We start from the raw sequence: 25,425 nt of genomic DNA on the forward strand, positions 1-25,425 counted from the left end.
GAATCCGCTGAGGCCGGCTCCTCAGCGCCCCATGCGCGCGAGGCCCGCGACCGCGGTCTCCAGCACCTCGAACCGCTTGCAGAAGGCGAAGCGGACGAGCGAGCGGTAGGGAGCGGCGTCCTCGGGGCGGCAGAACGCCGACACGGGCACCGCCACCACTCCCGCGAGATCCGGGAGCGCCCGGCAGAGCGCGACCCCGTCGTCGTAGCCGAGCGGTGCCGCGTCCGCGACGACGAAGTAGCCGCCCGAGGAGGGCGCGACGCCGAAGCCCGCAGCAGCCAGGCCCGCCGACAGCAGGTCCTTCTTGGCCGCAAGAGTCTGCGCCGCGCCGGTGAAGAAGGCGTCCGGGAGCCCGAGCCCGAGGGCGACGGCCCCCTGGAACGGCGAGCCGCTGACGTAGGTGAGGAACTGCTTCACGGCGAGGACGGCCGTGATCAGCTCGCGCGGGCCCGTGACCCAGCCGATCTTCCAGCCCGTGGTGCTGAAGGTCTTGCCCGCCGAGGAGACGGAGAGCGTCCGCTCGAAGGCTCCGGGAAGGGAGGCCAGCGGGACGTGCGGGGTGTCGAAGCGCAGGTGCTCGTAGACCTCGTCCGTCAGGATCACGGCGTCGTGCCGCTCGGCGAGCCGCACGATCAGCTCGCGGGTCTCGGCCGGGAGGACGGCACCGGTCGGGTTGTGCGGGTCGTTCACCAGGATGACGCGCGTGCGGTCGCTCACTGCGGCGGTCAGCTCGTCGTGGTCGACCGCGAAGGAGGGGCCGCGCAGGAGCACGGTGCGATGCACCCCTCCGGCGAGGGCGATCAGGGCTCCGTAGGCGTCGTAGTGGGGCGTGAAGGTGACGACCTCGTCGCCCGGCTCGAGGAGGGCCAGCAGAGCCGCGGCCAGGGCCTCGGTGGCGCCCGTGGTGACGAGGACCTCGCCGTCGGGGTCGAGGGAGATCCCGGAGAAGCGCAGCCGGTGCGCGGCGATCGCCTCGCGCAGGACGGGGAAGCCGGGACCCGGCGGGTACTGGTTGAGCCCGGACGCGATGGCGTCGCGCGCGGCGTCGAGGATCTCGCGCGGGCCGTCCTCGTCCGGGAAGCCCTGGCCGAGGTTCACCGCTCCGGTGCGCAGGGCGAGCGCGCTCATCTCGCTGAAGACGGTGGCGGCGACCTCGCCACAGGGGCCGAGGAGGCCGGCGCCCGCCGCGGCGCGCGACCAGGATCCGGGAATGCTCACGTGCCCAGTGTGCCCGCTCGAGCAGTCCGGCCGGTTTCATTTCCCGCTCGCAGGCCCGTCATAAGAAACCCCCAGGTACGATCGCCAAGCTATCCCCGCTTGGAAGGAGCAACACCCATGACCGAGAGTCACGAGGGTCCTCGTCAGCCGGAGGAACCCACCACGCCGACGGAGTCCGGCGCCCGAGAGGCGACCGAGCGCACCCCCGGCGAGAGCTCCGGAGCGTCGTCCTCGACCACCGGGCCCACCGAGCCGATCCACCGGGGCGGAGCGCACCGCGAGAGCGAGAACCCGACCGTCCCCTACCCCTCCTCCTCGGCCCCCCAGCCGCCGTACACGCCGAACGCGACGGCCGGCAACGAGGCGCAGCCCGTCTCCCAGCCCGCCCGCTACGGGCAGTACGCGCCGCCCGCCGCGAACACCCTGCACGGCTCCGAGGAGCCGCCCTCCTCGAGCCCCTTCGGCCCGGGCGCCGAGTACACCCCCGCCCCCACCGCCACGAAGCGCCGAGCCGGAGTGGGCGTCGTCGCGGCGCTCGCCATCGGCGCGGTCGTGGGCGGAGTCGCGGGAGCCGGCGTGTTCGGCCTCTGGTCCGCCTCCAACGGCGGCGGGACCCGCGTGGTCTCCGCCGGCGGCTCGCAGACGATCACGGTCAACAACGCCGAGGACGCGACGACCGCCACCGCGGTCGCCGCCAAGGCCACTCCGAGCGTCGTCACCATCGCGGTGAGCGGCAGCTCGTCCGCCGGCACCGGCTCCGGCATCGTGCTCTCGAAGGACGGCTACGTCCTGACCAACACCCACGTGGTCACCCTCGACGGCGAGATCGCGAACGGCGCCGTCTCGGTCACGACCAGCGACGGCCGGATCTTCGACGCGACCGTCGTCGGCACCGACCCGACCCTCGACCTCGCCGTCATCAAGCTGACCGGCGCGACCGACCTCAGCCCGATGACGTTCGCGGACTCCACCAAGATCAACGTCGGCGACACGGCGGTCGCCATCGGCGCCCCGCTCGGCCTCTCCGGCACCGTGACCGACGGCATCGTCAGCGCGCTCAACCGCAGCATCCAGGTCGCCTCCTCGGCGGCTCCGGACGACTCGGGCGACAGCTCGAGCGGCGGCACCGAGAGCCCGTTCAACTTCGACATCCCGGGCCAGCAGGCGCCGACCCAGGCGAAGAGCACCATCTCGCTGCCCGTCATCCAGACCGACGCGGCGATCAACCCGGGCAACTCCGGCGGCGCGCTGCTCGACAGCGACGGCGAGCTGATCGGCGTGAACGTCGCGATCGCGAGCGCCGGCCAGTCCTCCTCGAGCGGCCAGTCCGGCAACATCGGAGTCGGATTCGCGATCCCGAGCGCGATCGCCGAGCGCATCGCGAAGGAGATCATCGCGAACGGCTCCGCCTCGCACGGCCTGCTCGGCGCGAGCGTCTCCGACTCGACCGCGGACGTCCTCGGCGCCCGCATCGAGGAGGTCTCCGGAGGCGGTGCCGCGCAGGCGGCCGGTCTCGCCAAGGGCGACATCATCACCGCGGTCGACAGCACTCCGATCACGAGCGCGTCCGACCTCACCGCGCAGGTCCGCGCGCAGGCCGCGAACGCCGCGGTCGAGCTGACCTACGTCCGCAACGGCCAGAGCTACCAGGCGAAGGCGACGCTCGGCCAGATGGCCGCCGGCTGACCCTCCGCCACCGCGCACAGCCCCTCGAGGATCCGTCCCCGGGGGGGGCTGACCCTCCGCCGCCGCGCACAGCCCCTCGACGATCCGTCCCCGGGGGGCTGCTCCGCCGCCGCGCTCAGCCCCTCGAGGATCCGTCCCCGGGGGGCTGTGCTCCGCCGCCGCGCTCAGCCCCTCGAGGATCCGTCCCCGGGGGGCTGTTCCGCGTCCGGGCCCGGCCCGGGGCGCGGCGCTCCCCGCTGGTAGGGTGGTGGATCCCTGCGCCCGCGCTCCTCCCGCACGAACTGGACCCATGCAGCACGAGATCCCGGAAGACGACCTCTCCGACCTGCCCGGCGTCTCCTACGTCATGCCCGTCCTCAACGAGGTGGCCCACGTGCGCGCCGCGGTCGACTCGCTGCTGCACCAGGACTACACCGGCCCCTTCGACGTCGTCCTCGCCGTCGCCCCGAGCATCGACGGCACGGAGCAGCTCGTCGCCGAGCTGAGCGCGGCCGACCCGCGGATCCGCGTCGTGCCGAACGAGGTCGGCTCCACTCCTGCGGGCCTCAACGCCGCGATCCGCGCCTCGCGCCACCCGGTCGTCGTCCGGGTCGACGCGCACTCCGTCCTGCCGCCCGAGTACGCGCGCACGGCGGTCGAGGCGCTGCAGCGCTCCGGAGCGGCGAACGTCGGCGGAGTGATGGCGGCGGAGGGCCTCACCCCGTTCCAGCGCGCGGTCGCCCGGGCCTACGGCTCCCGCATCGGGCTGGGCGGCACGCCCCACCACGTGGGAGGCGAGGAGGGCCCGGCCGACACGGTGTACCTCGGCGTCTTCCGCCGCTCCGCCCTCGAGCGCGCCGGCCTGTTCGACGAGCGCTTCAAGCGCGGGCAGGACTGGGAGCTGAACCGGCGGCTGCGCGAGCGCGGCGAGGTCGTCTGGTTCACTCCGCGCCTCACCGTCACCTACCGGCCGCGGCCCTCGATGCGCGCGCTGCTCCGGCAGTTCCTCTCGACCGGGATGTGGCGGGGCGAGCTCACCCGGATGTTCCCGGCCTCGCGGTCGCTGCGCTACTTCGCTCCGCCCGTGCTCGTCGCGATGCTCGCGATCGGGCTGCTCGTCGGGCTGGCGGGAGTCGTCCAGGTGCTCGCCGGAGCCGCGCCCTGGCTCCTGCTCGGGTTCGCGGTGCCCGCCGCCTACCTCCTCCTGGTGGCGGCGGCCACTCTCGTGGTCGCGCGGCCGGACGGCGCGCGTGCGATGCTGTGGTTCGCCGTGGTCATCCCGGCGGTCCACGTGGCCTGGGGGACCGGCTTCGTGCTCGGCTTCGCCGGGCTGACCAGCAACATCTCCGCCCACCGCCACCAGCCGCGGTCCGACTCGCCGAGGGGCGCATGACCACGACGACGAGACCCCGCTCCATCGCCGAGCTGCGCGCCGTCGCGCAGCCCCCGGAGGTGCGCGGGCGCCGCAACGCCGAGCACTGGACGGCGTCGCTCTACCTGCGCCGCTTCTCGCCCTACCTGACCTGGCTGCTGCTGAAGACCTCGATCTCGGCGAACGGCGTCACCGGGCTGATGATCCTGGTCGGCTGGAGCGCGGCGGCAGCCCTCCTGATCCCGGGGATCGCCGGAGCGGCGCTGGCGCTGCTCCTCGGCCAGCTGCAGATGCTGGTGGACTGCTGCGACGGCGAGGTCGCGCGCTGGCGCCGCACGTCCTCGCCGGCGGGCGTGTTCCTCGACAAGGTCGGGCACTACACGACCGAGGCGCTGATCCCGATCGCGCTCGGGCTGCGGGCGGCGGGCGTCCCGTTCGAGGCGCCGGCGGACTTCCTCTGGACCACGATCGGCTTCGCCCTGGCCCTGGTGATCGTCCTCAACAAGGCGCTCAACGACATGGTGCACGTGGCGCGCGCGAACGCCGGTCTCACGAAGCTGGCCGACACGAAGGGCGAGGCGGTGCCGTCCTCGTCCGGGCTGGCGGGGCTTCGCCGCGCGGCCCGCTTCCTGCCCTTCCATCGCCTCTACCACTCCGTCGAGCTGACGATGCTGGCCTTCGCGACCGCCCTCGTGGGCCTCGTCGTCGGAGCGGGCACGGCCGACCGGGTCCTCGTCGGGGCGCTGCTGCCGCTCGCCCTCCTCGCCCTGGTCGGCCACTTCGTCGCGATCATGGCGTCCAAGCGTGTCCGCTCCTGAGCCGCGGGTCGGCGTCGTCGTCCTGACGCAGGGGACCCGGCCCGACGACCTCGCCGCGGGGCTGGCCGGCGTCCTCGCGCAGGAGGGCGTCGAGCTGGACGTCGTCTGCGTCGGCAACGGCTGGGAGCCGGACGGCCTGCCCGAGGGAGTGCGCGCCCTGGCGCTCCCCGAGAACCTCGGCATCCCGGCGGGCCGGAACGCCGGAGTCGACGCCGTCGCGGGGGAGTACCTCTTCTTCCTCGACGACGACGCCCGGATCCCGTCTCCCCGCTTCCTCGTCGACGCGGTCGCGCTGCTCGCCTCGAACCGCCGCATCGGCCTGGTGCAGCCCCGCGTCGACAGCACGGACGGCACCCCGAGCCCGCGGCGCTGGATCCCGCGGATCCTCAAGGGCGACCCCCGCCGCTCCGGCCCCGTCTTCTCGGTCTGGGAGGGAGCGGTCGTGCTGCGGCGCGACGTGTTCGCCTGGACGGGCGGCTGGGCGGCTCCGTTCTTCTACGCCCACGAGGGCATCGAGCTGGCCTGGCGGGTCTGGGACACGGGTCGCACCGCCTGGTACGCGGGAGAGCTCGTCGCCCAGCACCCGGTCATCCAGCCGACCCGTCACGCCGACTACTACCGGCTGAACGCGCGCAACCGCGTCTGGCTCGCCCGCCGCAACCTCGCCGCACCTCTGGCGCTCGTCTACGTGGCGTCCTGGACCGCGATCCAGTGCCTCCGCTGGCGTCGCGACCCGGCCGCCCTGCGCGCCTGGTTCGCCGGCTGGCGGGAGGGATGGCGCTCGGATCCGGGCGGCCGGCGCGTCCTCTCGGCCCGCACGGTGCTCCGGATGGCGTTCGCCGGGCGTCCGCCGATCGTCTAGCATCGGGGAATCCGCCCCCGCCGGGGCCCCCGAAAGGACGACGGTGTTCGATTCGACCCAGCTCTCCCCGCCCGAGCGCGCCGAGGCGGAGACGACCCCTGCCGGACCGGACCTCCTCTTGGCGGTTCGCGAGCGCCTCGGCGCCGTCGACGACGAGTTCTCCGGCCGCCTCGACGAGCACCTCCCGCGCCTGGTCGATCTGCTCGCCACGGTGTACGCCGGCCGCGAGGACCTCGAGGACCAGCTGGTCGCGATCGTCGAGCTCGCCGCCGCCTCCTGGGAGGAGCGGCCCGAGGAGCTCCGCGCGCTCGACCGCGCCCGCGAGCAGCACCCGACCTGGTTCCTCTCGAACAAGGCTCTGGGCGGGGTCTGCTACGTCGACCGCTACGCGGGCGACCTCGAGGGGCTGCGCGCCGAGATCCCGTACCTCCGCGAGATCGGCCTGAACTACCTGCACCTGATGCCGCTCTTCGATGCGCCCGAGGGCGAGTCGGACGGGGGCTACGCGGTCTCGAGCTACCGGCGCGTGCGACCGGACCTCGGCGACATGGAGCAGCTCCGCGGGCTGGCCTCCGAGCTGCGCGAGCAGGGCATCGCACTCGTGGTCGACTTCGTCTTCAACCACACCTCGAACGAGCACGAGTGGGCGCAGCGCGCGCTGGCCGGCGAGCCGCGCTTCGAGGACTACTACTGGATCTACCCGGACCGGGAGCAGCCCGACGCCTTCGAGCGCACGACGCGCGAGATCTTCCCGGACGACCATCCCGGCTCCTTCGTTCAGCTGGAGGACGGGCGCTGGGTCTGGGCCACGTTCCACCGCTACCAGTGGGACCTCAACTACTCCAACCCCGAGGTGTTCCGGGCGATGGCGGGAGAGATGCTCTTCCTCGCCAATCAGGGCGTCGACGCCCTGCGGATGGACGCGGTCGCGTTCATCTGGAAGGAGCTCGGCACCACCTGCGAGTCGCAGCCGCAGGCGCACCTGCTGCTGCGCGCGTTCAACGAGGTCTGCCGCCTGGCCGCTCCGGCGCTGCTGTTCAAGTCCGAGGCGATCGTGCACCCCGACGAGGTGATCGAGTACATCGACGTCGAGGAGTGCCAGCTCTCGTACAACCCGCTGCAGATGGCGCTCACCTGGGAGGCGCTCGCCACCCGCGACGTCCGTCTCCTCTCGCAGGCCCTCGAGCGCCGGCACGCCCTCCCCGAGGGCACGGCCTGGGTCAACTACGTGCGCGGGCACGACGACATCGGCTGGACCTTCGCCGACGAGGACGCCGCCGAGCTCGGGATCGACGCGGCCGGCCACCGCCGCTTCCTCAACGACTTCTACACGGACCGGTTCGACGGTACCTTCGCCCGCGGAGTGCCGTTCCAGGAGAACCCGCGCACCGGCGACCGCCGCGTCTCGGGCACCACCGCGTCCCTCGCCGGAGTGGAGGCGGGCGACGCCTACGGGATCGACCGCGTGCTGCTCGCGCACTCGATCGCCCTGAGCACCGGCGGGCTGCCGCTGCTCTACCTCGGCGACGAGGTCGGCCAGCTCAACGACCACGGCTACCTCGACGACCCGACGACGGCCGGCGACTCGCGCTGGGTGAACCGGCCCCGCCGCCCCGCGGAGCGCTACGACGAGCGCGAGGTCCCGGGGACGGCCGCGAGCGAGGTCTTCGGCGGGCTGCTGCACCTCATCGCCGTGCGCAAGGCCGTGCCGATGTTCGCGGGCACCGAGCTGAGCGTCTTCGACCCGGTCAACGACCACGTGCTCGGCTACCAGCGCCCCGGCGACGGGGAGTCGGTGCTCGTGCTCGCGAACGTGTCGGACGAGGTCCAGGAGGTCGCGGCCGAGCGGTTCGGCGGGTTCGCCGCGGAGGCGGTCGACCTGGTCACCGAGATCGCGGTCGACCTGCGCGAGGGCTTCCGTCTCGCGCCGCTGCAGTTCGTCTGGCTGAGGGTGACCCCGGCCTGATCGGACCGCGCGAGGCCCCCGGCGCGGGGGCCGTCGCCGGTACCCTGGGGCGGATGACTCCCGCTCCCCGCGCCCTCCTCGCCCGCCTCCGCACCGACGCGCGACTCGCGCGCAAGGTGGGCGGCGAGCTTCTCGCGGCCCGCCGGGCCCGCCACGCGGTGACCCGGCTGCTCGCGGAGCGCGGGCCGCTGCCCGAGGGCCGGTTCGAGATCGGCGTCTACTTCGCCGACGGCGACATCAACCTGTACCAGCTGCGGCAGTGGTACCGGCCGCTGGCCGAGCTGGCGGAGACGCATCCGGTCGTGCTCCTCAGCCGCAACGCCGGCGCCGCGGAGGTGCTGCTGCGCGAGAGCCCGGTCCCCGTCGCCTACGTCCGCTCCGTCGCCGACCTCGAGAGCACCATCGCGAGCCAGCCGCTGCGGATCGTGCTCTACGTCAACCAGAACGCCCGCAACTTCCAGATGATGCGCTACGGGCGCCGCTGGCACGTCTTCGTCAATCACGGCGAGAGCGACAAGATGTACATGACGACGAACCAGTTCAAGGCGTACGACTACAGCATGATCGCCGGGGACGCCGCCCTGGCCCGGCTGCGCCGCGTGCTCTGGGACTACGACTTCGACAGGCGCGCCCTCGCCATCGGCCGTCCTCAGGCGGACCACTTCGCCGGCGCCGTGCCGTTCACGCCCGACGAGCGCCGCGTGGTGCTCTACGCGCCGACCTGGGAGGGCGACCGCCCCGCCGCGGGCTACGGCTCGATCCGGAGCCACGGCACGGCCCTCGTGCGCGGGCTCCTGGCCGACCCGCGGTTCCGGCTCGTCTACCGCCCGCATCCCCGCAGCGGCGCGGTCGACTCCGACTACGCCGCGGCCGACCGGGCGATCGTCGCGATGATCGCCGCCGCCAACGCGGCCGATCCGCGCGCCGGTCACGTGCACGACACCGGTGCCGAGCTCGGCTGGCAGCTCGCCGCCGCCGACCTCGCGATCCTCGACGTGTCGGCGATGGTCTACGACCGGCTGGCCACGGGGCGCCCGCTGCTGGTCACCCGGCCCGTCAGCGCCGAGGCCGAGGTCGACGAGAGCGGCTACCTCGGCGACGCGGAGTGGCTGCACGCCGAGGACGCCTCCGCGATCATCGCGCGGATCGACAGCGCCGAGCACGATCCGGAGTCGGTCGAGCGGCTGGAGCGCTGGGTGCACCGCTACTTCGGCGACACGTCGCCCGGAGCGGCCACGCGGCGCTTCCACGAGGCGATCGAGCACCTGCTCACCGAGTGGGAGCGGCACGCCGCTCTGCACCGGGGCGACGGCGCGGTCGACGACCACGATCCGGAGGGCTGAGCGGGCGGGAGCACCGCTCGAACGGCCGCGTCAAGGGTGGGCCGGTCGCCGGGCGGCCTCCCGGCGCCCCGCTACGCTCGTCCCATGATGACCCCGCGCGCCTTCGCCCGCTCCCGCCGGCGCCGGTCGGCACCCGCCCAGCCCGCGGTCGAGCCGGACATCGTGGTCTCCGCCGACCCGGAGAAGCCGGTCTTCACGATCCGCTCCTTCCGCATCGGCCTGTTCGGCGCGCTCGGCGTGCTGGTGGCGCTCGTCCTAGGCGGCCTCGTCGTGCAGCTGGGCACGGTGCTGACCTACATCTTCGTGGCGCTGTTCTTCGCGCTCGGCCTCGATCCGCTGGTCTCCTGGCTCGAGAGCAAGCGCCTGCCGAGGCCGCTCGCGATCACAGCGGTATTCGCCGCGGTGGTGCTGATCTTCGCCGGCCTGCTGGTCTACATCATCCCGATCCTGGTCGAGCAGCTGACGATTTTCGTCACGAGCGCCCCGCAGATCGTCACCGACATCGCCTCGCAGCAGTGGGTGCTCGACCTCGAGCAGCAGCTGCGCGGCGTGATCGACATCGACGAGCTGATCGAGAGCGTCCAGAGCTTCATCGGCAACCCCAACAACCTGCTCTCGCTCGGCGGCGGACTGATCGCGGTCGGGACCGGGATCGCCAGCGGCGTGACCGGCGCCGTCATCGTGCTGATCCTGACGCTGTACTTCCTCGCGTCGCTGCGCTCGATGAAGGCCGTCGCCTACCGCTTCGCCCCCGCCTCGCACCGCGCGAAGGCGCACGAGGTCGGCGACGAGATCACCGGCGCCGTGGGCCGCTACGTGGTCGGCCAGGTCTCGCTCGCCGGCGTGAACGGCGTGCTCACGTTCATCCTGCTGCTCTCGATCGGCGCCCCGGTGCCGGCGCTGCTGGCCTGCGTCGCGTTCCTCGGCTCCCTGATCCCGCTGGTCGGCACTCTCTCGGGTGCCGTGATCATCTCGCTCGCCTGCCTCCTGGCCTCGCCGCTGACCGCGCTGGTCGCCGCGATCTACTACCTCGTCTACATGCAGGTCGAGGCGTACCTCCTCAGCCCCCGCATCATGAACAAGGCCGTCTCGGTCCCCGGTGCGGTCGTCGTGATCGCGGCGGTCGCTGGCGGCACCATCGCGGGCGTGCTCGGCGCCCTGGTCGCGATCCCGGTCGCGGCATCGGTGATCATCGTCGTGCAGAAGGTCGTCTTCCCCCGTCAGGACGCCAGGTAGCGGACCGCACCGCGACGGCCGGTCCGCTCAGCGCCAGGGCGGCACCGCGCCGTCGACCGCGGCGCTGAAGCGGCGGACCGACTCCGGGACCGCGACGCCCTCCTCCGCCGGCACCGGCGCGAGCGTGCGGGTGACCAGGGGCACGACGCCCGCCCAGACCCCGGCCTCCGGCTCGTCGCCCGCTCCGTGCGCGCGCACCTTCAGGCTCGCCTCGGCCAGGGGGAGGCGCAGCACCAGCGTGGCCGCGATCTCGCGGGCGGTGCTCGCTCGCACCTCCTCGTCGCGCCCCGGCAGGAGGCGTGCCACCAGCAGATCGAGGGCCCGCGCCTTCTCCACGCCCTCCAGCACCTCGGCCCGGCCGATCACCATCGCCGAGCGGTAGTTCATCGAGCTGTCGAAGGTGGAGCGGGCGACGACCAGTCCGTCGACCAGCGTGACGGAAGCGGTGAGGAGCGAGTGCCGCGCCGCCTCCCGCAGCAGTCCTCCGCCGCTCGACCCGTGCAGCAGGAGGGAGTCGCCGTCGCGGGCGAAGAGGATCGGCAGCACGATCGCGGCGCCGTCCCGCACGACGGCGACGTGGGCGACGAGCGCCTCGTCGAGCAGGGCGTGCAGCTCGGCGGGATCGGTGCGCTGGCGGTCGCGGAGACGGGAGACGCGGGTGCGGTCGGTGACGGGGAGGCTGTCCATGTCGGAATCGTCCCGCGCCGACTGGATCTGCCAGGATGCCACTGGGCCGCGATCGGAGTGGTCCAGAGCGGAGCGGTCGATGGCGTCGGGCGATCTGGAGGTCCCGCTCCTCCTCGGGCCGTCGCCGCGCGGCTCGGTCCGCGCCGGGCTCGCCGAGGCGCTGCGCCAGGCGGTGCTGGACGGGCGCTACCGGGCGGGCGATCCGATCCCGTCGAGCCGCGTGCTCGCCGAGCGGCTCGGCGTCTCGCGGGGCTCCGTCGTCGCCGCGGTGGATCAGCTGGTGGGGGAGGGCTACCTCGTCGCCCACCCGCGCGCAGCGGTGACGGTCGCCTCCGACGGACTGCTGGCGCCGGCGCCGCAGGAGCCGCGGCCGGAGTCCCGGGAGACCGTCGTCCCGCCCGCCGCGGCGGATCTGAGGCCGGGCCGGCCGGACACCCGCGCCCTCGACACCCCGGAGTGGCGGGCCGCCTGGCGCCTGGCGCTCGCCTCGCCGCCCTCGGCGCCTCCTCGGGGTTCCGGGGACCCGGCCCTGCGGGAGCAGATCGCCGAGCAGCTGCGCCGGTCCCGCGGCGTCGACGTGCAGGCGTCGGACGTGGTGGTGACCAGCGGCACCGCGGGCGCCGTCGCGCTCCTGGCCCGCGCCGCCTCGGCCTCGCTCGGACGCGAGGTGCGCGTCGCCGTCGAGGACCCCGGCTACCCGGCCGTCCGGCGCCGCCTGCGCGCCGACGGGCACGAGGTCGTCGGCGTCCCGGTGCGCGGCGACGGCATCGACCTCGACGCTCTCGCGAGCTCCGGCGCGGACGTGGTCGTCGTGACTCCGTCGCACCAGTACCCGACCGGCGGCAGGCTCGCCCTCGCCGAGCGCCTGGAGCTGGTGCGCCGCGCGTCGGCCGGCCCCCTGCTCGTGGTGGAGGACGACTACGACAGCGAGTTCCGCTACGTCGGCGCCCCGCTGCCCGCGCTCGCCTCGCTCGACTCCGGCGGCGGAGTCGCCCATGTCGGGTCGTTCTCGAAGACCGTCTCGCCGTGGCTCCGCATCGCCTACCTGGCCGTTCCGCGGGCGTCCTGGCTGCGCGCGGCGCTGGCGGGCCTCGACGACGAGAAGGACGCCTCCGCCTCGGGTCCGACGCAGGCGGCGCTCGCGCAGTTCATGGCGAGCGGGGCGTTCCGGAGGCATCTCACGCGCTCGAGACGGCGCTACGCCCACCGCCGTGAGCTGGTCCACGCATTCGGGGAGTCGGTGCCGTGGGGGCGCGCGAGCGGACTCGACGGGGGTCTGCACGTCGTCCTCTCCCTGCCCGCGCCTCTGGACGCGCACGCCGTCGCGGCCGCGCTGCTCCGGGAGGGACTGCTCGTCGCCACTCTGCACGAGTACGCCCTGTCGGGACGGGCCGCGACCGAGGCGCTGGTCCTCGGCTACGGCCATGTCGGCGACCTCGAGCTCGCTGCGGCGCTGGACCTCGTCGACCGGACCGTCCGCGCGCTCGCCGCCGGGGCCGTCCGTGGTATCCCTGGAGGATGACCCGCGACTCCGCCCTGCACATCACCGACGATCCCGACGCCGACGCGCTGCTCAGCCGCGACCCGCTGGCGCTGCTGATCGGGATGCTCCTCGACCAGCAGGTCGCGATGGAGACGGCCTTCTCCGGGCCCCGCAAGATCGAGGAGCGCCTCGAGGCGGAGGGCGCCTCGTTCGACGCCGCGTCGATCGCGGGCTTCGACGAGGACGCGTTCTCGGAGCTCTGCCGGACTCCGCCCGCGATCCACCGCTACCCGGCGAGCATGGCGGGGCGCGTGCAGGTCCTCTGCCGCGCTCTGGTCGACGACTGGGACGGCGACGCCGCGGCCGTCTGGACGCGGGACGAGCCCGACGGCCGCACGGTCCTCGCGCGTCTGAAGGCGCTGCCCGGCTTCGGCGAGCAGAAGGCGCGGATCTTCCTCGCCCTGCTCGGCAAGCAGCGCGGATTCCCGGGGGAGGGCTGGCGCTCGGCCGCGGGCGCCTACGGAGAGGAGGGCGCCTTCCGCTCGGTCGCCGACATCGTCTCTCCGGAGTCGCTGACGAAGGTCCGCGCCACCAAGCAGGCCGCGAAGGCCGCCGCCAAGGCGGAGAAGTAGGGCCGGGGGCGGCGGCCGGATGGATCGAGCGCTCGACGACGGTCGCGGTCGCCGTCTCCGCAGTCGCAGGCCGAGCAGCCCGACCCGATGATCCCCGCCGCCACCGCCCGGCTGCGCTTCCGCGAGATGACCGCCGAGGACCTCCCCGACATGGCGGATCTGCTCGGCGACCCGGTCGTGATGCGGTACTACCCCGCGCCGAAGGACCGCGAGCAGGCAGCCGCCTGGATCGAGTGGAACCGGCGCAACTACCGCGAGCACGGCTTCGGGCTGTGGATCGTCGAGACCCTCGACGGCGAGTTCGTCGGCGACTGCGGGTTGACCTGGCAGCGCGTCGACGGCGGGATCGAGCTCGAGGTCGGCTACCACGTGCGGGCCGGTCTGCACGGCCGCGGCTACGCCACTGAGGCGGCTGCGGCCTGCCGCGACCTCGCGCTCGCCCACCGCCTCGCGGGACGACTCGTGGCGCTCGTGCACCCGGACAACGCCGCCTCGAGGCGCGTCGCCGAGAAGACCGGCCTCCGCGTGATCGCCGAGGACCGCGACGGCGGCGGACTCCTCCGCACCGTGCTCGGGATGCCGCTCGTCGGGCCCGGGCGCCGGCCTCGGGAACGCTGACCGAACGCCCCCGACGGCTCCGGACCATCGCGCGCGGAGCAGGCCCTGAGCTGGAGCAGATCCTGAGCTAGATCCGGTCCTCCAGCGCCGCGATCAGCGCCGCGCGGTCCTCGCGGAGGATCGAGGCCCCGCCCCCCGGCACGGTCCGCACCTCGACGCCGCGGCCGGCGAGGACGCCGCCCAGCGAGCCGTGGCCCAGCGGGTCCTCCGGCATCACGGCGAGCGTCGGCACGGGGAACGTCTCGGGGGCCTCGGCCGCACCCCGTGCCGTCAGCCCGCCGGCGGAGTCCTGCTCCCAGAGCGCGTGGGCCGACACGTCGAGCTCGATCTGCTCGTCCGTCCAGATCGGGTGGCGGTGGCGGAGGGAGTCTGCGTCGCCCTTCTCGACGTGCGCGACCGAGCCGCCGCGGTGGAGCGCGCTCGTCAGTCCTCGGGCGTCCGAGAACGCGGGGTCGAGCAGGACGAGCCGGGCGGCGCCGTACTCGGAGGCGAGCCGGGTGGCGACGACGGCGCCGAGGCCGTGGCCGATGACGAGATCGGGGGTCTGCAGCACCGAGGCGCGGACGTCCGACGCCCAGTGCTCCGGCGAGTACACGGGCGACGCCGGCGAGCCGCCGTGACCGGCGAGATCGGGGGCCACCACGCGGTAGCCGTGCTCGTGCAGCGTCGGGACCAGGGCGTACCAGATCCGGGAGTCGGAGCCGAGGCCGTGAAGGAGGAGCGCCGTCCGCTCGCCCGTTCCGCCGTAGTCGCGGACGAACAGCGCCAGCGGCTCGGCCGGCGCGGCGGCCAGCGCCTTCCGCTCGGCACGGGTCGGCTCGAGCACGAGGGTGTTGCCGAACGCCTGCGGTGCCGGCCCGAACGCGTCGCGCGCGCTCTGGATCACCTTGCGGCCGAGCATCGCGTTGCCGACGCCGCCCAGTGCCGCTCCGATCCCGAACGGCATCGCCCGGCCGACCAGGCCCGCGCCCTGTTGGGCGAGGAAGTGCTTGGCGAAGGACTTCTTCGCGCGGTCCGCCAGCTCGCCCACGAGGAAGGACGGCAGGCCCTTCGTGACCACGGAGCCCCAGTACTGGTTGAGGCCGCTGCCCCCGCCGACGGCCTGCCCGGCCACCTGGCGCACCATCTCGCTGCCGGAGGAGCCCATCATCAGCGTGAGCACGAGGGCCCGCGCGCGGTCCGGGTCCTCGAGCGGGATCCCGTGCACCTCCGTCACCGACTGCGCGAAGAGCGCGCTCGCCTCCAGGAACCCTGCGGCTCCCGCGCCGGAGAGAGCCACCGAGGCGGCCGTGCCGATGCCGGGGACGACGGCGGTCGCCCCGATCGCCGCGCCTCCCGCGGCCACGCTCGAGAGGTACTGCCGCTCGAGCGACGTGATGATCTGCTCCGGAGTCGCCCCGGGACGCCGGCGCCGCAGCAGGCGGATGTTCGCCAGCACGGCCGGGCGCTGCACCGCGAGGAGCCGGTCGAGCAGCTTCGCCAGCTGCGCGTTCTCGGAGCCGTCGGCCTGCTCCACCTCGCCGGCCCTCTCCACGGCGCGCTCGCGCTTGCGGTCCTTCTGGGCCATGTCGTGCACTCCTGCGTCCTCGGGCGCCGCGTGCGGGAGGGGTCAGTCGTCGGAGACGGTGCCCTGGACGGGCGGGCCCTCGGCCGGCGCCGTGCTGCTCCGCGGTGTCGGCGCGTAGTCCTCAGCGTAACGCGCGAGCACCTCCTCGATCGGCGCGTCCAGCACCAGGCGGCCCTTGTCCAGGTAGAGGCCGCGCGTGCAGAAGCGGCGGAGGTCGCGCTCGTTGTGCGAGACGAAGAAGAGGGTGCGGCCGGAGGCGAGCAGCTCCTCGATCCGCGCGTAGCACTTCTCGCGGAACGCCCTGTCGCCGACCGCGAGCACCTCGTCCACCAGGATGATCGGCTCCTCGAGCCGCGACACGACGGAGAAGGCGATGCGCACCTTCATCCCGCTCGAGAGGTGCTTGTAGGGGGTGTCGAGGAAGTCGCCGATCTCGGCGAACTCGATGATCGAGTCGAAGCGCGCGTCGACCTCGCGCTTGGACATCCCGTGGAGACCCGCGGTCAGGTAGACGTTCTCGCGGACGCTCAGGTCGGCCACGAAGCCGCCGGTGATCTCGATGAGCGGAGCGACGCCCCCGCGCACCTCCACCGCGCCCTCGTCCGGCAGCACCACGCCGGCGACGAGCTTGAGCAGCGTCGACTTGCCCTGACCGTTCCGGCCGACGACACCGATGGCCTCGCCCGCCCGCACCTGCACGTCGAGCCCGCGGATCGCCCAGAACTCGCCGGGCCGCGAGCGGCGGGAGCGGCCGGCGAAGAGGTCCTTGAAGGAGCGGCGGCCCCGCCGGTTGCGGCGGAAGCGGATACCGAGGCCGCGGCACTCGATGACCACGGGGGCGTCGGTCATCACAGCTCCTTCAGCACCGCGCGCTCGGAGCGGCGGAAGACGACGAGGCCCAGCACCAGCACGAGCACCGAGATGCCCGCGGAGGCGAGGATGAGCGGGACGTCGAGCTCGCTCTCGAAGAACGCGGAGCGGTAGAGGGCGAAGATCCCGCTGAGCGGGTTGAGCGCCGCGAGCGGCCGGATCTGCTCCGGCAGGTTGGCCGTGGAGTAGATGATCGGCGACGCGTAGAAGAGGAACCGGAGCACGAGCTTCACGGCCCGCTCCAGATCGCGGAAGAACACCACGAGCGGGGCCACCAGCAGACCCACGCCGAGCGTGAGCACCGCCTGCAGCAGGATCGCCACGGGGAACAGCAGCGCCGCCCAGGTCAGGTGCGCGCCGGCGATCACGGCGAAGAGCACCAGCACCGGCAGGCTCGCCACGAACTCGATGCCCTTCGAGAGCACGATCCGCCCGACCCAGATGGTCCGCGGGATCGACGTCGACCGCACCAGCTTCGCCTCGCGGAGGAACGCGCGGGTCGCGTCGGAGGTCGCCTGGTTGAACCACATCCACGGCAGCAGGCCCGCGAGCAGGAAGACGATGTACGGGTCCTCGCCCACGGTCCGCCGGAAGACGACGGTGAAGACGAAGAAGTAGATGCCCGACATGACGAGCGGGTCGAGCACCGACCAGACGTAGCCGAGCGCGCTCGTGGCGTACCGGACGGTGAGGTCGCGCCTGGTGAGCAGCCAGAGGGAGTGGCGGTAGCGCCAGGCCCGGGAGCGCCGGTGGCGCAGGGCCGTCTCGGTCGCGAGGGTGTCGGCCGTGCTCACTGCGCGACTCCTCCCGTCGGCTCCGCTCGAGCCGGGGGAGGAGCCGGGAGCGTCAGACGAAGAGGTTCGCGCGCTCGAGGTCCTCGGCGAAGTCCACCTCGACGGCGTAGAGGTCGGAGATGTCCATCGGCTCGACGAGCAGGCGGTCCTGCTCGATCGCCAACTCTATGCCACGCTCGAAGTAGTCCTGGGCGTCGACCCGGGCGAGCTGGCGCACCAGCGCGGCCTTGTCGGAGGCGGACACGTAGTTGATCCCGACCGCCTCGCCGAGTCCGCCGCGCACCGTCTTGGAGAGCTCCTGGATGAAGCCCTCGGCGCTCGTCGTGTACTTGACCTCCTCGTCCGACACCTTCGAGGTGTTGACGGTGACGAAGGAGACGTCCTTCGCGATCAGCGCGGCCGCCCGGTCGAGGATGCGCGGGTCGAAGACGACGTCGCCGTTCATCCAGAGCACGCCGCCCTGCCCGCTCGCCTGCAGCGCGCGGAGGAGGCTCTTGGAGGTGTTGGTCTGGTCGTACTGCTCGTTGTAGACGAACGTCGCCGAGGGGAAGGCCTCGATGATGTGCTCGAGCTTGTAGCCGACGACGATGCTCACCGGGATCTTGGTGCCGAAGGCGTGGTGGATGTTGTCGAACTGCTGCTGCATGATCGTGCGCCCGTCGCTGAGCGGCGTGAGCGGCTTGGGGAGGGAGCGGCCGAGCCGGCTGCCCATCCCTGCGGCGAGGATGACGACGGTGGCGGGGCTGCTGCTCGTCGAACCTGTGTGCATCATCGTGTGTTCTCCTCGAATTAACCGCTGCGTCTCGATCTGATCGACTCCTCGGGTAGAGACCTAGTGTACAGTTCACGCCCCCCGGGGCCAGGGTGGTTGACCTCTCGCCGTGTCGCCGGGTGTCGGCGCGGGCGCCGGGGGCCCGCGGGCGAGTTGGTACCGTAGCCGGATGACGTCCGTGACGAACGCCGAGCCCGCTGAGGGTGCCGCGGATCCGGACGGCGCCTCGCCCGTCGTCTTCGAGCTGCACCAGCTGACCCGGACCTTCGGGAGGACGGTGGCGGTCGACCGCATCGACCTGGCCGTCCGCGCGGGGACCTTCTACGGGATCATCGGCCCGAACGGCGCGGGCAAGACCACCACGCTCTCGATGATGACGGGCCTTCTTCGACCCGACACCGGCCGCGTCCTCGTGCACGGCGTCGACGTCTGGAAGGACCCGTCGGCCGCGAAGCCGCTGATCGGGGTCCTGCCCGACCGCCTCCGGCTGTTCGACCGGCTCACCGGCGCCCAGTTCCTCGCCTACTCCGCCGCGCTGCGCGGCATCGACCTCGCCACGGCGAAGCAGCGCACGGTCGAGCTGGCCGAGGCGCTCGGCCTCTCCGACGCGCTGGAGCGCCTGATCTCGGACTACTCCGCGGGGATGGCGAAGAAGGTCGCCCTCGCGGCGGCGATGATCCACGCCCCGCGCGTGCTGGTCCTCGACGAGCCGTTCGAGTCGGTGGACCCGGTCTCCTCGGCCGCCGTGATCACCGTGCTGCGCCGCTTCGTCGAGGGCGGCGGCACCGTCGTCCTCTCCAGCCACGGGCTCGACTTCATCGAGCGCGTCTGCGACGACGTGGCCGTGATCGTCGGCGGGCGCGTGCTCGCCTCCGGGACGGTCGCGGAGGTCGCCGGCACCGCGACGCTGGAGGAGCGCTTCCTCGAGCTCGCGGGCGGCAAGCAGATCGCCGAGGGGCTGCAGTGGCTGCACGACTTCTCCGGCTGAGGATCGACGTCCTCCTGGGCGCGTTCCGCTCCGGGCCCGCGCGCTCGGCCGGCGCCGTCCTGGGCGTGCTCGTGGTCGTCGCGGTGACGGCCCTGCTGATCGGGGCGATCGGCGCTCTGCGCTCCTCGGACGCGGCGGCGGGCGCTCTCGTGACCGCCGGCGGACTCGTCTCCGTCGGCTTCCTGGTGCTGCCCTTCCTGCTCGGCCCGCTCGACCCGATGGATCCGCGCGCGTTCCGCCTCTTCGGCCTTCCGCCGCTCCGCCTCGCCGGGGCGCTCGCCCTGGCCGGCCTCGTCTCGGTCCCCACGCTCGCCCTGCTGGTGGTCGGGCTCGCGAGCGCGCCGCTCGTCCCGGGCGCAGGCGCCTTCGCCGTGGTCGGCCCGCTCCTCGCGGTGGCGACGGCCTCGCTGTTCGCGCGGATCGGCCTCGCCGCCTCCGCCGCACTCGTCCCCTCCCGGACCGCCCGCGAGCTGCTGGCCGTCCTCGGCCTGGTGCTGATGCTGGGCGGTCCCGCAGCCCTCGGCGCCGCCGCGCTGGTCGACACGGGGGACACCCCGGTGCTCGAGCGCTGGGGCGCGGCGATGGGGGCCACTCCGTTCGGCGCGGCGTGGATGATCGCCCCGGCCGCCCGGACCGGCGACGCGCTCGGCCCGCTCCTGCTGGCCCTGGCGACGCTCGTCGCGGCGGGCGCGCTCTGGTGGCTCGTCGTCCGCCTGCTGACGGAGCGGCCCGAGCGCACGCACCGGCCGCCGCGCGGCCTCCGGCTGGGCTGGTTCGACGTCCTCGGCTCGACCCGGACCGGCGCGATCGCGGCGCGCAGCATCACCTACTGGCTCCGGGATCCGCGCTACCAGGCGTCGCTCGTCGCCGTGCCGGTGCTGCCGGTCGCGGCCCTGCTGCTGCTCGCGGTCGTCGGCGTCCCCTTCCCACTGCTCTCGCTGCTCCCGGTCCCGCTGATCGCGCTGTTCCTCGGCTGGTTCCTCCACAACGACGTCGCCTACGACGGCTCGGCGTTCTGGCTCCATGTGGCCGCGGGCGTCCGCGGCTGGTCGGACCGGCTCGGCCGCGCCTTCCCGACCCTCCTGCTCGGCGTGCCGGTCGTCGTGCTCGGCTCGCTGATCAGCAGCGCGACCTCGGGGCTCCCCGATGCGCTGCCCGTCGTGCTCGCGGTGAACACCTGCCTCCTGCTCGTCCCCGCCGGCGTCGCCAGCGCCGTCTCGGCACGGCTCGCCTATCCGGCTCCGCGCCCGGGCGACAGCGCGTTCACGCAGCCCCAGGCCCCCGGAGCCAGCGGCGCCGGTCCGCAGTCCCTGGCGTTCGGCCTGGGGCTGCTCCTCTCGGCTCCAGCCGTGGTGCTCGGCGTCAGGGCCCTGTTCGTCGACCCGGAAGCGGCGGGCGACGCCGTGCTCGTCGGCTTCGGCAGCGCCGTGGTCGTCTTCGCCCTCGGCGTGCTCCTCGGCGGCAGGCTGTTCGAGCGCCGCGCGACCGAGCTGGTCGCGTTCACCAGCCGCTACTAGCGCCGCCCGATCCGGAGCGCACGGCCGCGGGCACGGGCTCCGCGCGTAGGATCGTCGGCATGATTCCGCGCGTCCAGAACAGCAGCACCGACCCCCTCGAGGGAGGCGGAGGAACCGCCACGCTCGACCGCGAGCTCGAGGAGCTCCTCAACCAGGAGTCCATCGAGCCGGGCGACCACGAGCGCTTCTCCCACTACGTGCCGAAGGACAAGATCCTCGAGAGCGCCATCACCGGCAAGCCGGTCCGCGCGCTCTGCGGCAAGAAGTGGCTCCCGGGCCGCGACCCGGAGAAGTTCCCGGTGTGCCCGGCCTGCAAGGAGATCTACGCGAAGATGAAGTGAGCTCCCGCCCCGCTCACTCGTAGCGGGTCGGGATGACGGGCTCGCCGCGGCCGAGCCGGAGCGCGTCGATCGGCAGCTCGAGGACCGCGTTGGCGTGGTGCGCGCGGGCTGCCGCCACTCCCTCGATGCCGAGGTGCTCGGGACGGATCGTCCCGTCCTCGATCAGGGGGACGAGCAGCGCCCGCTCGCCCTCGCCGACGGCGCCCTCGGGGCCGGCGCCCACGTGCACGACCTCGGCCTCGGCGACCCCGTCGTCCGAGAGCAGACGGCCGGCGGCCTTCCGCCCGCCGATCGACGCCTTCGAGACCGACTTCTTCGCCACCGCGACCCACTCGCCCGCGTCGTCCTCGTGCGCGACCAGCTTGTAGACCATGCCCGCCGTCGGGTGGCCCGAGCCCGTCGCCACCGAGGTGCCGACGCCGTAGGAGTCGACCGGTGAGGCCGCGAGCGCGGCGATCCCGTACTCGTCGAGGTCGTTGGTGACCGTGATGCGCGTGCCGGTCGCGCCGAGCGCGTCCAGCTGCTGCCGGACGGCGGCCACCTGCTGGGGGAGGTCGCCGGAGTCGATGCGCACAGCGCCGAGGCCGGTGCCGGCGACGCGGACCGCCAGGTCGACGGCGGCTGTCACGTCGTAGGTGTCCACCAGGAGGGTCGTGCCGGGGCCGAGCGCGGCGACCTGCGCGCGGAACGCCTCCTCCTCCGAGTCGTGGAGGAGAGTGAAGGAGTGCGCGGAGGTGCCCATCGTGGGCACGCCGAAGCTGCGGCCCGCCTCCAGGTTCGAGGAGGCGCCGAATCCGGCGATGTAGGCGGCGCGAGCCGCGGCGACGGCGGACCGCTCGCCGGCGCGGCGCGAGCCCATCTCGGCCAGCGGTCGCCCGTCGGCGGCCGAGACCATCCGCGCGGCGGCGCTCGCCACGGCGCTGTCGTGGTTGAGGACGCTGAGCACCAGGGTCTCCAGCAGCACGCCGTCGGCGAAGGGCGCCTCGACGATGAGCACGGGGGAGCCCGGGAGGTAGACCTCGCCCTCGCGGTAGCCCCAGACGTCGCCCCGGAAGCGGTAGTCGGCGAGCCAGTCCAGCGTGCGGGAGTCGACGACGCGGTTCTCGCGGAGCCAGGACAGCTCGTCGTCGCCGAAGCGGAAGCGCGAGATCAGCTCGAGGAGCCGGCCGGTGCCCGCGAGCACGCCGTAGCGGCGTCCGGGCGGGAGGCTCCGGGTGAACACCTCGAACATGCAGCGGCGGTCGGCGGTGCCGCTGCCGAGGGCGCCCTCGACCATCGTGAGCTCGTACCGGTCGGTGAGTAAGGCCGTGGAGTCCATCCGCTCAGTGTTCCACGGCCGCCCCCGCGCGGCCCAGGCGCGGGTGCCGGGGCTTGCGCACGCCGCCGGGCCCGGGAACGGCGTGCGGCCGGGACCGGGCCGCAGGGCGCGGGTAGGCTGTTCCTCTGTGACGGACGCACCGCTGGGCATCTTCGACTCCGGAGTCGGCGGGCTCACCGTCGCCCGCTCCGTGATCGACCAGCTGCAGAACGAGTCGATCGTCTACCTCGGCGACACCGCGCACTCGCCCTACGGGCCCAAGCCGCTCGCCGACGTCCGCGCCTACGCCCTCGACACCCTCGACACCCTGGTCGACCAGGGCGCCAAGCTGCTCGTCATCGCCTGCAACACCGCCTCGGCCGCGATGATGCGCGACGCCCGCGAGCGCTACACGCTCGGCCGCGGCATCCCGGTGATCGAGGTCATCCAGCCCGCCGTCCGCAGCGCTGTCCGCGACACCCGCAACCGCCGCGTCGGGGTGATCGGCACGGTCGGGACGATCCGCTCCCGCGCCTACGACGACGCCTTCGTCGCCGCGCCCGACCTGCAGCTGTTCACCGCCGCCTGCCCGCGCTTCGTCGAGTTCGTCGAGGCGGGCGTCACCTGGAGCGACGAGCTGCTCGCGGTGGCGGAGGAGTACCTCGCGCCGCTCAAGGCCGCGGGGGTCGACACGCTCGTCCTCGGCTGCACCCACTACCCGCTGCTGCGCGGTGCCATCGCGTACGTGATGGGGCCGGACGTCCGCCTCGTCTCGAGCGCCGAGGAGACCGCGCTCGACGTCTACCGGACCCTCGTGGCGCACGGCCTGCAGCGCACCTCCGCCGCGCCTCCGACCTACCGGTGGGAGGAGACGGGCTCGAGCGACTTCGTCCGCCTCGCCCGCCGCTTCCTCGGTCCGGAGGTCTCGAGCGTCGACCTCGTCGAGACCGGCACCATCAACCTGCGCGAGCTCGACCGGGCCGCGCTCCCGCACGATCGAGGGAGACCCGAGTGACCGACAGCACCGCATCGAAGGCCGCGCGCAAGGACGGGCGGGCGCCCGACGAGCTGCGCACCGTGACGATCGAGCGCGGCTGGAGCACCCAGGCGGAGGGCTCCGCGCTCGTCTCGTTCGGGAACACCAGGGTGCTCTGCACCGCCTCCTTCACGAACGGCGTGCCGCGCTGGCTGCAGGGCAAGGGCAAGGGCTGGGTCACCGCCGAGTACGCGATGCTGCCCCGCTCCACCAACTCCCGCATGGACCGCGAGTCGGTCAAGGGGAAGGTCGGCGGGCGCACGCACGAGATCTCGCGGCTGATCGGCCGGAGCCTCCGCGCGGTGGTCGACACGAAGGCGCTCGGCGAGAACACCCTCGTGATCGACTGCGACGTCCTCCAGGCCGACGGCGGCACCCGCACCGCGGCGATCACCGGCGCCTACGTGGCGATGGCCGACGCGATCGAGTGGGCGCGCGGCAAGAAGTACGTGGGGCAGAAGGCGCAGCCGCTGATCGACAGCCTCTCGGCGGTGTCCGTCGGCATCATCGACGGCGTGCCGATGCTCGACCTGGCCTACGTCGAGGACGTGCGCGCCGAGACCGACATGAACGTCGTCGTCACCGGACGAGGCCTGTTCGTCGAGGTGCAGGGCACCGCCGAGGGGGCCCCGTTCGACCGCCGTGAGCTCGACGCCCTGCTCGACCTCGCGGTCGCCGGTGCCTCCGACCTCGCCCGCATCCAGGCCGAAGCGCTCGCCGCGGAGCCCGGAGCGTGAGCCTGGACCTCGTCCTCGCCACGCACAACGCGGGCAAGGTGGAGGAGTTCCGCGCCATGCTGGCCGGCGCGCTCCCCGGAGTCGGCGTCCGCGCCTACGACGGACCCGAGCCGGTCGAGGACGGCGTGAGCTTCGCCGAGAACGCGCTGATCAAGGCGCGCGCGGCGGCGGCGCACACCGGCCTCGTGGCGCTCGCGGACGACTCCGGGATCTGCGTCGACGTCCTCGGCGGCGCGCCGGGCATCTTCTCGGCCCGCTGGTCGGGACGCGCGCACGACGCGACGGCCAACCTCGAGCTCCTCCTGGCCCAGCTGCACGACGTGAAGGCGGAGCACCGCGGTGCGCACTTCAGCTGCACCATCGCCCTCGTGGTGCCGGACTCCGTGCTCCCCGGCGGTCAGGAGACGGTGGTCGAGGGCCGCTGGGACGGCGCGATCGCGACGGCCCCGCGCGGTGCGAACGGCCACGGCTACGACCCGGTGTTCGTCCCCGAGGCCGGGGCGCTCACGGCGGCCGAGCTCGCTCCCGAGCAGAAGAACGCCCGGAGCCACCGCGCCCGCGCCTTCACCGCGCTGCGCGCCGAGCTCGCCGCCCTGTCCGCCCGGCTCTGAGCCGGCGGGTTCCCACCGCGGGATGCCACTCCGGTGCACGCCTGTCGTCGTGCGGCGAGCCGGAGTGGCGTCTCGCGGAGGCGGAGGTCAGGACTTCGGGTGCTTGTCGTCCAGGGTGTCGGCGTCGAGCACGTAGGCGGCCGACTCGGTCGAGTCGGTCTCGGGGTCGGCGGCGAGCTTCGCCTTGCGCTGCTGCTGGAAGAAGTGGAACAGCGTCGGCAGCAGCGCGAGCACGACCGCGCCGATCAGGATCACGTCGATGTAGTGCGAGACGAAGTCGGCGACCGGCGGGATGAAGGCGAGCAGCCACCCGATAAGGGTGACCCCGCTGCCCCAGATCAGGGCGCCGATGAGGTTGTAGAGGCTGTACTTGCGGTAGTTCATGTGAGCCACGCCGGCCGCGATCGGCGCGAAGGTGCGGACGATCGGCACGAAGCGCGCGAGGATCACGGCGAGGCCGCCGAAGCGCTCGAAGAACGCGTTGGTCCGCTTCACGTTCTCGATGCTGAAGAAGCCGGACTCCTTGCGCTCGAAGATGCGCGGGCCGGCCTTGTGCCCGATCAGGTAGCCGACCTCGCCGCCGACGAAGGCCGAGAACCCGACGGCCAGGCAGATGAGCCAGATCGGGACGCCGAGGCCGCCGTTCGACGCGTTCTCGTGCGCCAGCAGGCCCGTGATGATCAGCAGCGTGTCGCCCGGGAAGAGGAAGCCGATCAGCAGTCCGGTCTCGGCGAACACGATGAGGCAGACCACGAGCACGCCCCAGGGGCCGAACGAGGTCAGGATCGTCTCCGGATCGAGCCAGGGGACGAGGGCGGCGTGATTCAACGGATCTCCAGTCGACGGGGGCCGGTGGCCGGTCGGCGGTCACGCGAGCGCGCTCAGCGTACCGGCCGATCCCGTGCGGAAGGAGGGACTCGAACCCTCACGCCTCTCGGCACAGGAACCTAAATCCTGCGTGTCTGCCATTCCACCACTCCCGCGTGCGGGCTCCA

At 73.3% G+C, this 25,425-nt stretch carries 24 protein-coding genes and 1 tRNA gene; 16 read left to right on the forward strand and 9 right to left on the reverse strand.

The window, feature by feature from the left end; all coding sequences use genetic code 11:
• Nucleotides 1-21 precede the first annotated feature (21 nt).
• Nucleotides 22-1,218 carry an aminotransferase class I/II-fold pyridoxal phosphate-dependent enzyme gene (locus tag C5B93_RS05690; protein ID WP_104292003.1) on the reverse strand — a complete coding sequence of 399 codons (1,197 nt, stop codon included), beginning with the start codon at nt 1,216-1,218 and terminating at the stop codon, nt 22-24.
• Nucleotides 1,219-1,335: 117 nt separating this feature from the next.
• Here C5B93_RS05690 and C5B93_RS05695 point away from each other — a divergent pair, with 117 nt between their 5' ends.
• The 7 genes from C5B93_RS05695 to C5B93_RS05725 all read left to right on the forward strand — a co-directional run bounded on the left by C5B93_RS05695 (nt 1,336) and on the right by C5B93_RS05725 (nt 10,480).
• Complete coding sequence (locus C5B93_RS05695; protein ID WP_104292004.1) at nt 1,336-2,904, forward strand: S1C family serine protease; 1,569 nt, start codon at nt 1,336-1,338, stop codon at nt 2,902-2,904.
• 289 nt (nt 2,905-3,193) lie between these two features.
• Nucleotides 3,194-4,276, forward strand: coding sequence for a glycosyltransferase family 2 protein (locus C5B93_RS05700; protein ID WP_181067779.1), 1,083 nt, complete (start codon nt 3,194-3,196; stop codon nt 4,274-4,276).
• Complete coding sequence (locus C5B93_RS05705; protein ID WP_104223579.1) at nt 4,273-5,073, forward strand: CDP-alcohol phosphatidyltransferase family protein; 801 nt, start codon at nt 4,273-4,275, stop codon at nt 5,071-5,073. The genes C5B93_RS05700 and C5B93_RS05705 overlap by 4 nt, the downstream gene beginning before the upstream one ends.
• Nucleotides 5,060-5,935: a glycosyltransferase family 2 protein gene (locus C5B93_RS05710; protein ID WP_104233189.1), complete on the forward strand. Its 876-nt coding sequence runs from the start codon at nt 5,060-5,062 to the stop codon at nt 5,933-5,935. Before C5B93_RS05705 ends, C5B93_RS05710 begins: the two co-directional genes overlap by 14 nt.
• A gap of 118 nt (nt 5,936-6,053) precedes the next feature.
• On the forward strand, nt 6,054-7,901 hold the full coding sequence (locus tag C5B93_RS05715) for an amylosucrase (protein WP_104257288.1): 1,848 nt from the start codon (nt 6,054-6,056) through the stop codon (nt 7,899-7,901).
• 53 nt (nt 7,902-7,954) lie between these two features.
• The gene (locus C5B93_RS05720) at nt 7,955-9,244 is read left to right on the forward strand and encodes a hypothetical protein (RefSeq protein ID WP_258059840.1); all 1,290 of its coding nucleotides are present in this window, start codon (nt 7,955-7,957) and stop codon (nt 9,242-9,244) included.
• Between the two features lie 84 nt (nt 9,245-9,328).
• Complete coding sequence (locus C5B93_RS05725) at nt 9,329-10,480, forward strand: AI-2E family transporter (RefSeq protein ID WP_258068154.1); 1,152 nt, start codon at nt 9,329-9,331, stop codon at nt 10,478-10,480.
• A gap of 27 nt (nt 10,481-10,507) precedes the next feature.
• Here C5B93_RS05725 and C5B93_RS05730 read toward each other — a convergent pair whose 3' ends face one another.
• The gene (locus C5B93_RS05730) at nt 10,508-11,167 is read right to left on the reverse strand and encodes a pyridoxamine 5'-phosphate oxidase family protein (protein ID WP_104292005.1); all 660 of its coding nucleotides are present in this window, start codon (nt 11,165-11,167) and stop codon (nt 10,508-10,510) included.
• A 79-nt stretch (nt 11,168-11,246) separates the two neighbouring features.
• Between C5B93_RS05730 and C5B93_RS05735 the strand changes: the two genes are divergently transcribed.
• The 3 genes from C5B93_RS05735 to C5B93_RS05745 all read left to right on the forward strand — a co-directional run bounded on the left by C5B93_RS05735 (nt 11,247) and on the right by C5B93_RS05745 (nt 13,900).
• A complete protein-coding gene (locus tag C5B93_RS05735) occupies nt 11,247-12,689 on the forward strand; it encodes a PLP-dependent aminotransferase family protein (RefSeq protein ID WP_181068340.1) in 1,443 nt (480 codons plus the stop codon).
• Nucleotides 12,686-13,282, forward strand: coding sequence for an HhH-GPD-type base excision DNA repair protein (locus C5B93_RS05740; RefSeq protein WP_104292007.1), 597 nt, complete (start codon nt 12,686-12,688; stop codon nt 13,280-13,282). Before C5B93_RS05735 ends, C5B93_RS05740 begins: the two co-directional genes overlap by 4 nt.
• 87 nt (nt 13,283-13,369) lie before the next feature.
• Nucleotides 13,370-13,900: a GNAT family N-acetyltransferase gene (locus C5B93_RS05745; RefSeq protein ID WP_104292008.1), complete on the forward strand. Its 531-nt coding sequence runs from the start codon at nt 13,370-13,372 to the stop codon at nt 13,898-13,900.
• A gap of 67 nt (nt 13,901-13,967) precedes the next feature.
• On the opposite strand, the gene C5B93_RS05750 is transcribed toward C5B93_RS05745, so the two are convergent.
• Genes C5B93_RS05750 through C5B93_RS05765 form a run of 4 tightly spaced genes read right to left on the reverse strand, consistent with a single transcriptional unit; the run spans nt 13,968 to nt 17,900 of the window.
• Nucleotides 13,968-15,467: an alpha/beta fold hydrolase gene (locus C5B93_RS05750; protein ID WP_104292009.1), complete on the reverse strand. Its 1,500-nt coding sequence runs from the start codon at nt 15,465-15,467 to the stop codon at nt 13,968-13,970.
• A gap of 42 nt (nt 15,468-15,509) precedes the next feature.
• Nucleotides 15,510-16,316, reverse strand: a complete 807-nt coding sequence (locus tag C5B93_RS05755; RefSeq protein ID WP_104233195.1) for an ABC transporter ATP-binding protein — start codon at nt 16,314-16,316, stop codon at nt 15,510-15,512.
• Nucleotides 16,316-17,131, reverse strand: a complete 816-nt coding sequence (locus C5B93_RS05760) for an ABC transporter permease (protein ID WP_374953133.1) — start codon at nt 17,129-17,131, stop codon at nt 16,316-16,318. Before C5B93_RS05760 ends, C5B93_RS05755 begins: the two co-directional genes overlap by 1 nt.
• Nucleotides 17,132-17,183: 52 nt before the next feature.
• The gene (locus tag C5B93_RS05765) at nt 17,184-17,900 is read right to left on the reverse strand and encodes an NTP transferase domain-containing protein (protein WP_104268764.1); all 717 of its coding nucleotides are present in this window, start codon (nt 17,898-17,900) and stop codon (nt 17,184-17,186) included.
• A 172-nt stretch (nt 17,901-18,072) separates the two neighbouring features.
• On the opposite strand from C5B93_RS05765, the gene C5B93_RS05770 reads away from it, so the two are divergent.
• Genes C5B93_RS05770 through C5B93_RS05780 form a run of 3 tightly spaced genes read left to right on the forward strand, consistent with a single transcriptional unit; the run spans nt 18,073 to nt 20,749 of the window.
• Nucleotides 18,073-18,891 (forward strand): ABC transporter ATP-binding protein, encoded by an 819-nt coding sequence (locus tag C5B93_RS05770; protein WP_104223570.1) that lies wholly within the window; start codon nt 18,073-18,075, stop codon nt 18,889-18,891.
• Nucleotides 18,867-20,408 carry an ABC transporter permease gene (locus C5B93_RS05775; protein WP_104233196.1) on the forward strand — a complete coding sequence of 514 codons (1,542 nt, stop codon included), beginning with the start codon at nt 18,867-18,869 and terminating at the stop codon, nt 20,406-20,408. The genes C5B93_RS05770 and C5B93_RS05775 overlap by 25 nt, the downstream gene beginning before the upstream one ends.
• Before the next feature lie 59 nt (nt 20,409-20,467).
• The gene (locus tag C5B93_RS05780; RefSeq protein WP_104223568.1) at nt 20,468-20,749 is read left to right on the forward strand and encodes a DUF3039 domain-containing protein; all 282 of its coding nucleotides are present in this window, start codon (nt 20,468-20,470) and stop codon (nt 20,747-20,749) included.
• Nucleotides 20,750-20,762: 13 nt separating this feature from the next.
• Here C5B93_RS05780 and C5B93_RS05785 read toward each other — a convergent pair whose 3' ends face one another.
• Nucleotides 20,763-22,067 carry a nicotinate phosphoribosyltransferase gene (locus C5B93_RS05785; protein WP_104292010.1) on the reverse strand — a complete coding sequence of 435 codons (1,305 nt, stop codon included), beginning with the start codon at nt 22,065-22,067 and terminating at the stop codon, nt 20,763-20,765.
• A gap of 127 nt (nt 22,068-22,194) precedes the next feature.
• Here C5B93_RS05785 and murI point away from each other — a divergent pair, with 127 nt between their 5' ends.
• Genes murI through rdgB form a run of 3 tightly spaced genes read left to right on the forward strand, consistent with a single transcriptional unit; the run spans nt 22,195 to nt 24,430 of the window.
• Nucleotides 22,195-23,061, forward strand: coding sequence for a glutamate racemase (gene murI / locus C5B93_RS05790; protein WP_104223566.1), 867 nt, complete (start codon nt 22,195-22,197; stop codon nt 23,059-23,061).
• Nucleotides 23,058-23,819, forward strand: a complete 762-nt coding sequence (gene rph / locus C5B93_RS05795; protein WP_104233199.1) for a ribonuclease PH — start codon at nt 23,058-23,060, stop codon at nt 23,817-23,819. Before murI ends, rph begins: the two co-directional genes overlap by 4 nt.
• Nucleotides 23,816-24,430: an RdgB/HAM1 family non-canonical purine NTP pyrophosphatase gene (gene rdgB / locus C5B93_RS05800; RefSeq protein ID WP_104223564.1), complete on the forward strand. Its 615-nt coding sequence runs from the start codon at nt 23,816-23,818 to the stop codon at nt 24,428-24,430. The genes rph and rdgB overlap by 4 nt, the downstream gene beginning before the upstream one ends.
• A gap of 87 nt (nt 24,431-24,517) precedes the next feature.
• On the opposite strand, the gene C5B93_RS05805 is transcribed toward rdgB, so the two are convergent.
• On the reverse strand, nt 24,518-25,258 hold the full coding sequence (locus C5B93_RS05805; protein ID WP_104233200.1) for a DedA family protein: 741 nt from the start codon (nt 25,256-25,258) through the stop codon (nt 24,518-24,520).
• Nucleotides 25,259-25,332: 74 nt separating this feature from the next.
• Nucleotides 25,333-25,413, reverse strand: a tRNA-Leu gene (locus C5B93_RS05810).
• Nucleotides 25,414-25,425: the final 12 nt, after the last annotated feature.

It is taken from the genome of Rathayibacter sp. AY1A2 (genome assembly GCF_002930935.1).
Classification (GTDB): Bacteria; Actinomycetota; Actinomycetes; order Actinomycetales; family Microbacteriaceae; genus Rathayibacter.

Excerpts from the sequence above, each read along its gene's own strand:
- C5B93_RS05695 (WP_104292004.1), top strand. The coding sequence starts at position 1,336 with ATGACCGAGAGTCACGAGGGTCCTCGTCAGCCGGAGGAACCCACCACG.
- C5B93_RS05700 (WP_181067779.1), top strand. The coding sequence starts at position 3,194 with ATGCAGCACGAGATCCCGGAAGACGACCTCTCCGACCTGCCCGGCGTC.
- C5B93_RS05705 (WP_104223579.1), top strand. The coding sequence starts at position 4,273 with ATGACCACGACGACGAGACCCCGCTCCATCGCCGAGCTGCGCGCCGTC.
- C5B93_RS05720 (WP_258059840.1), top strand. The coding sequence starts at position 7,955 with ATGACTCCCGCTCCCCGCGCCCTCCTCGCCCGCCTCCGCACCGACGCG.
- C5B93_RS05725 (WP_258068154.1), top strand. The coding sequence starts at position 9,329 with ATGATGACCCCGCGCGCCTTCGCCCGCTCCCGCCGGCGCCGGTCGGCA.
- C5B93_RS05730 (WP_104292005.1), bottom strand. The coding sequence starts at position 11,167 with ATGGACAGCCTCCCCGTCACCGACCGCACCCGCGTCTCCCGTCTCCGC.
- C5B93_RS05735 (WP_181068340.1), top strand. The coding sequence starts at position 11,247 with ATGGCGTCGGGCGATCTGGAGGTCCCGCTCCTCCTCGGGCCGTCGCCG.
- C5B93_RS05740 (WP_104292007.1), top strand. The coding sequence starts at position 12,686 with ATGACCCGCGACTCCGCCCTGCACATCACCGACGATCCCGACGCCGAC.
- C5B93_RS05745 (WP_104292008.1), top strand. The coding sequence starts at position 13,370 with ATGATCCCCGCCGCCACCGCCCGGCTGCGCTTCCGCGAGATGACCGCC.
- C5B93_RS05750 (WP_104292009.1), bottom strand. The coding sequence starts at position 15,467 with ATGGCCCAGAAGGACCGCAAGCGCGAGCGCGCCGTGGAGAGGGCCGGC.
- C5B93_RS05755 (WP_104233195.1), bottom strand. The coding sequence starts at position 16,316 with ATGACCGACGCCCCCGTGGTCATCGAGTGCCGCGGCCTCGGTATCCGC.
- C5B93_RS05765 (WP_104268764.1), bottom strand. The coding sequence starts at position 17,900 with ATGCACACAGGTTCGACGAGCAGCAGCCCCGCCACCGTCGTCATCCTC.
- C5B93_RS05770 (WP_104223570.1), top strand. The coding sequence starts at position 18,073 with ATGACGTCCGTGACGAACGCCGAGCCCGCTGAGGGTGCCGCGGATCCG.
- C5B93_RS05780 (WP_104223568.1), top strand. The coding sequence starts at position 20,468 with ATGATTCCGCGCGTCCAGAACAGCAGCACCGACCCCCTCGAGGGAGGC.
- C5B93_RS05785 (WP_104292010.1), bottom strand. The coding sequence starts at position 22,067 with ATGGACTCCACGGCCTTACTCACCGACCGGTACGAGCTCACGATGGTC.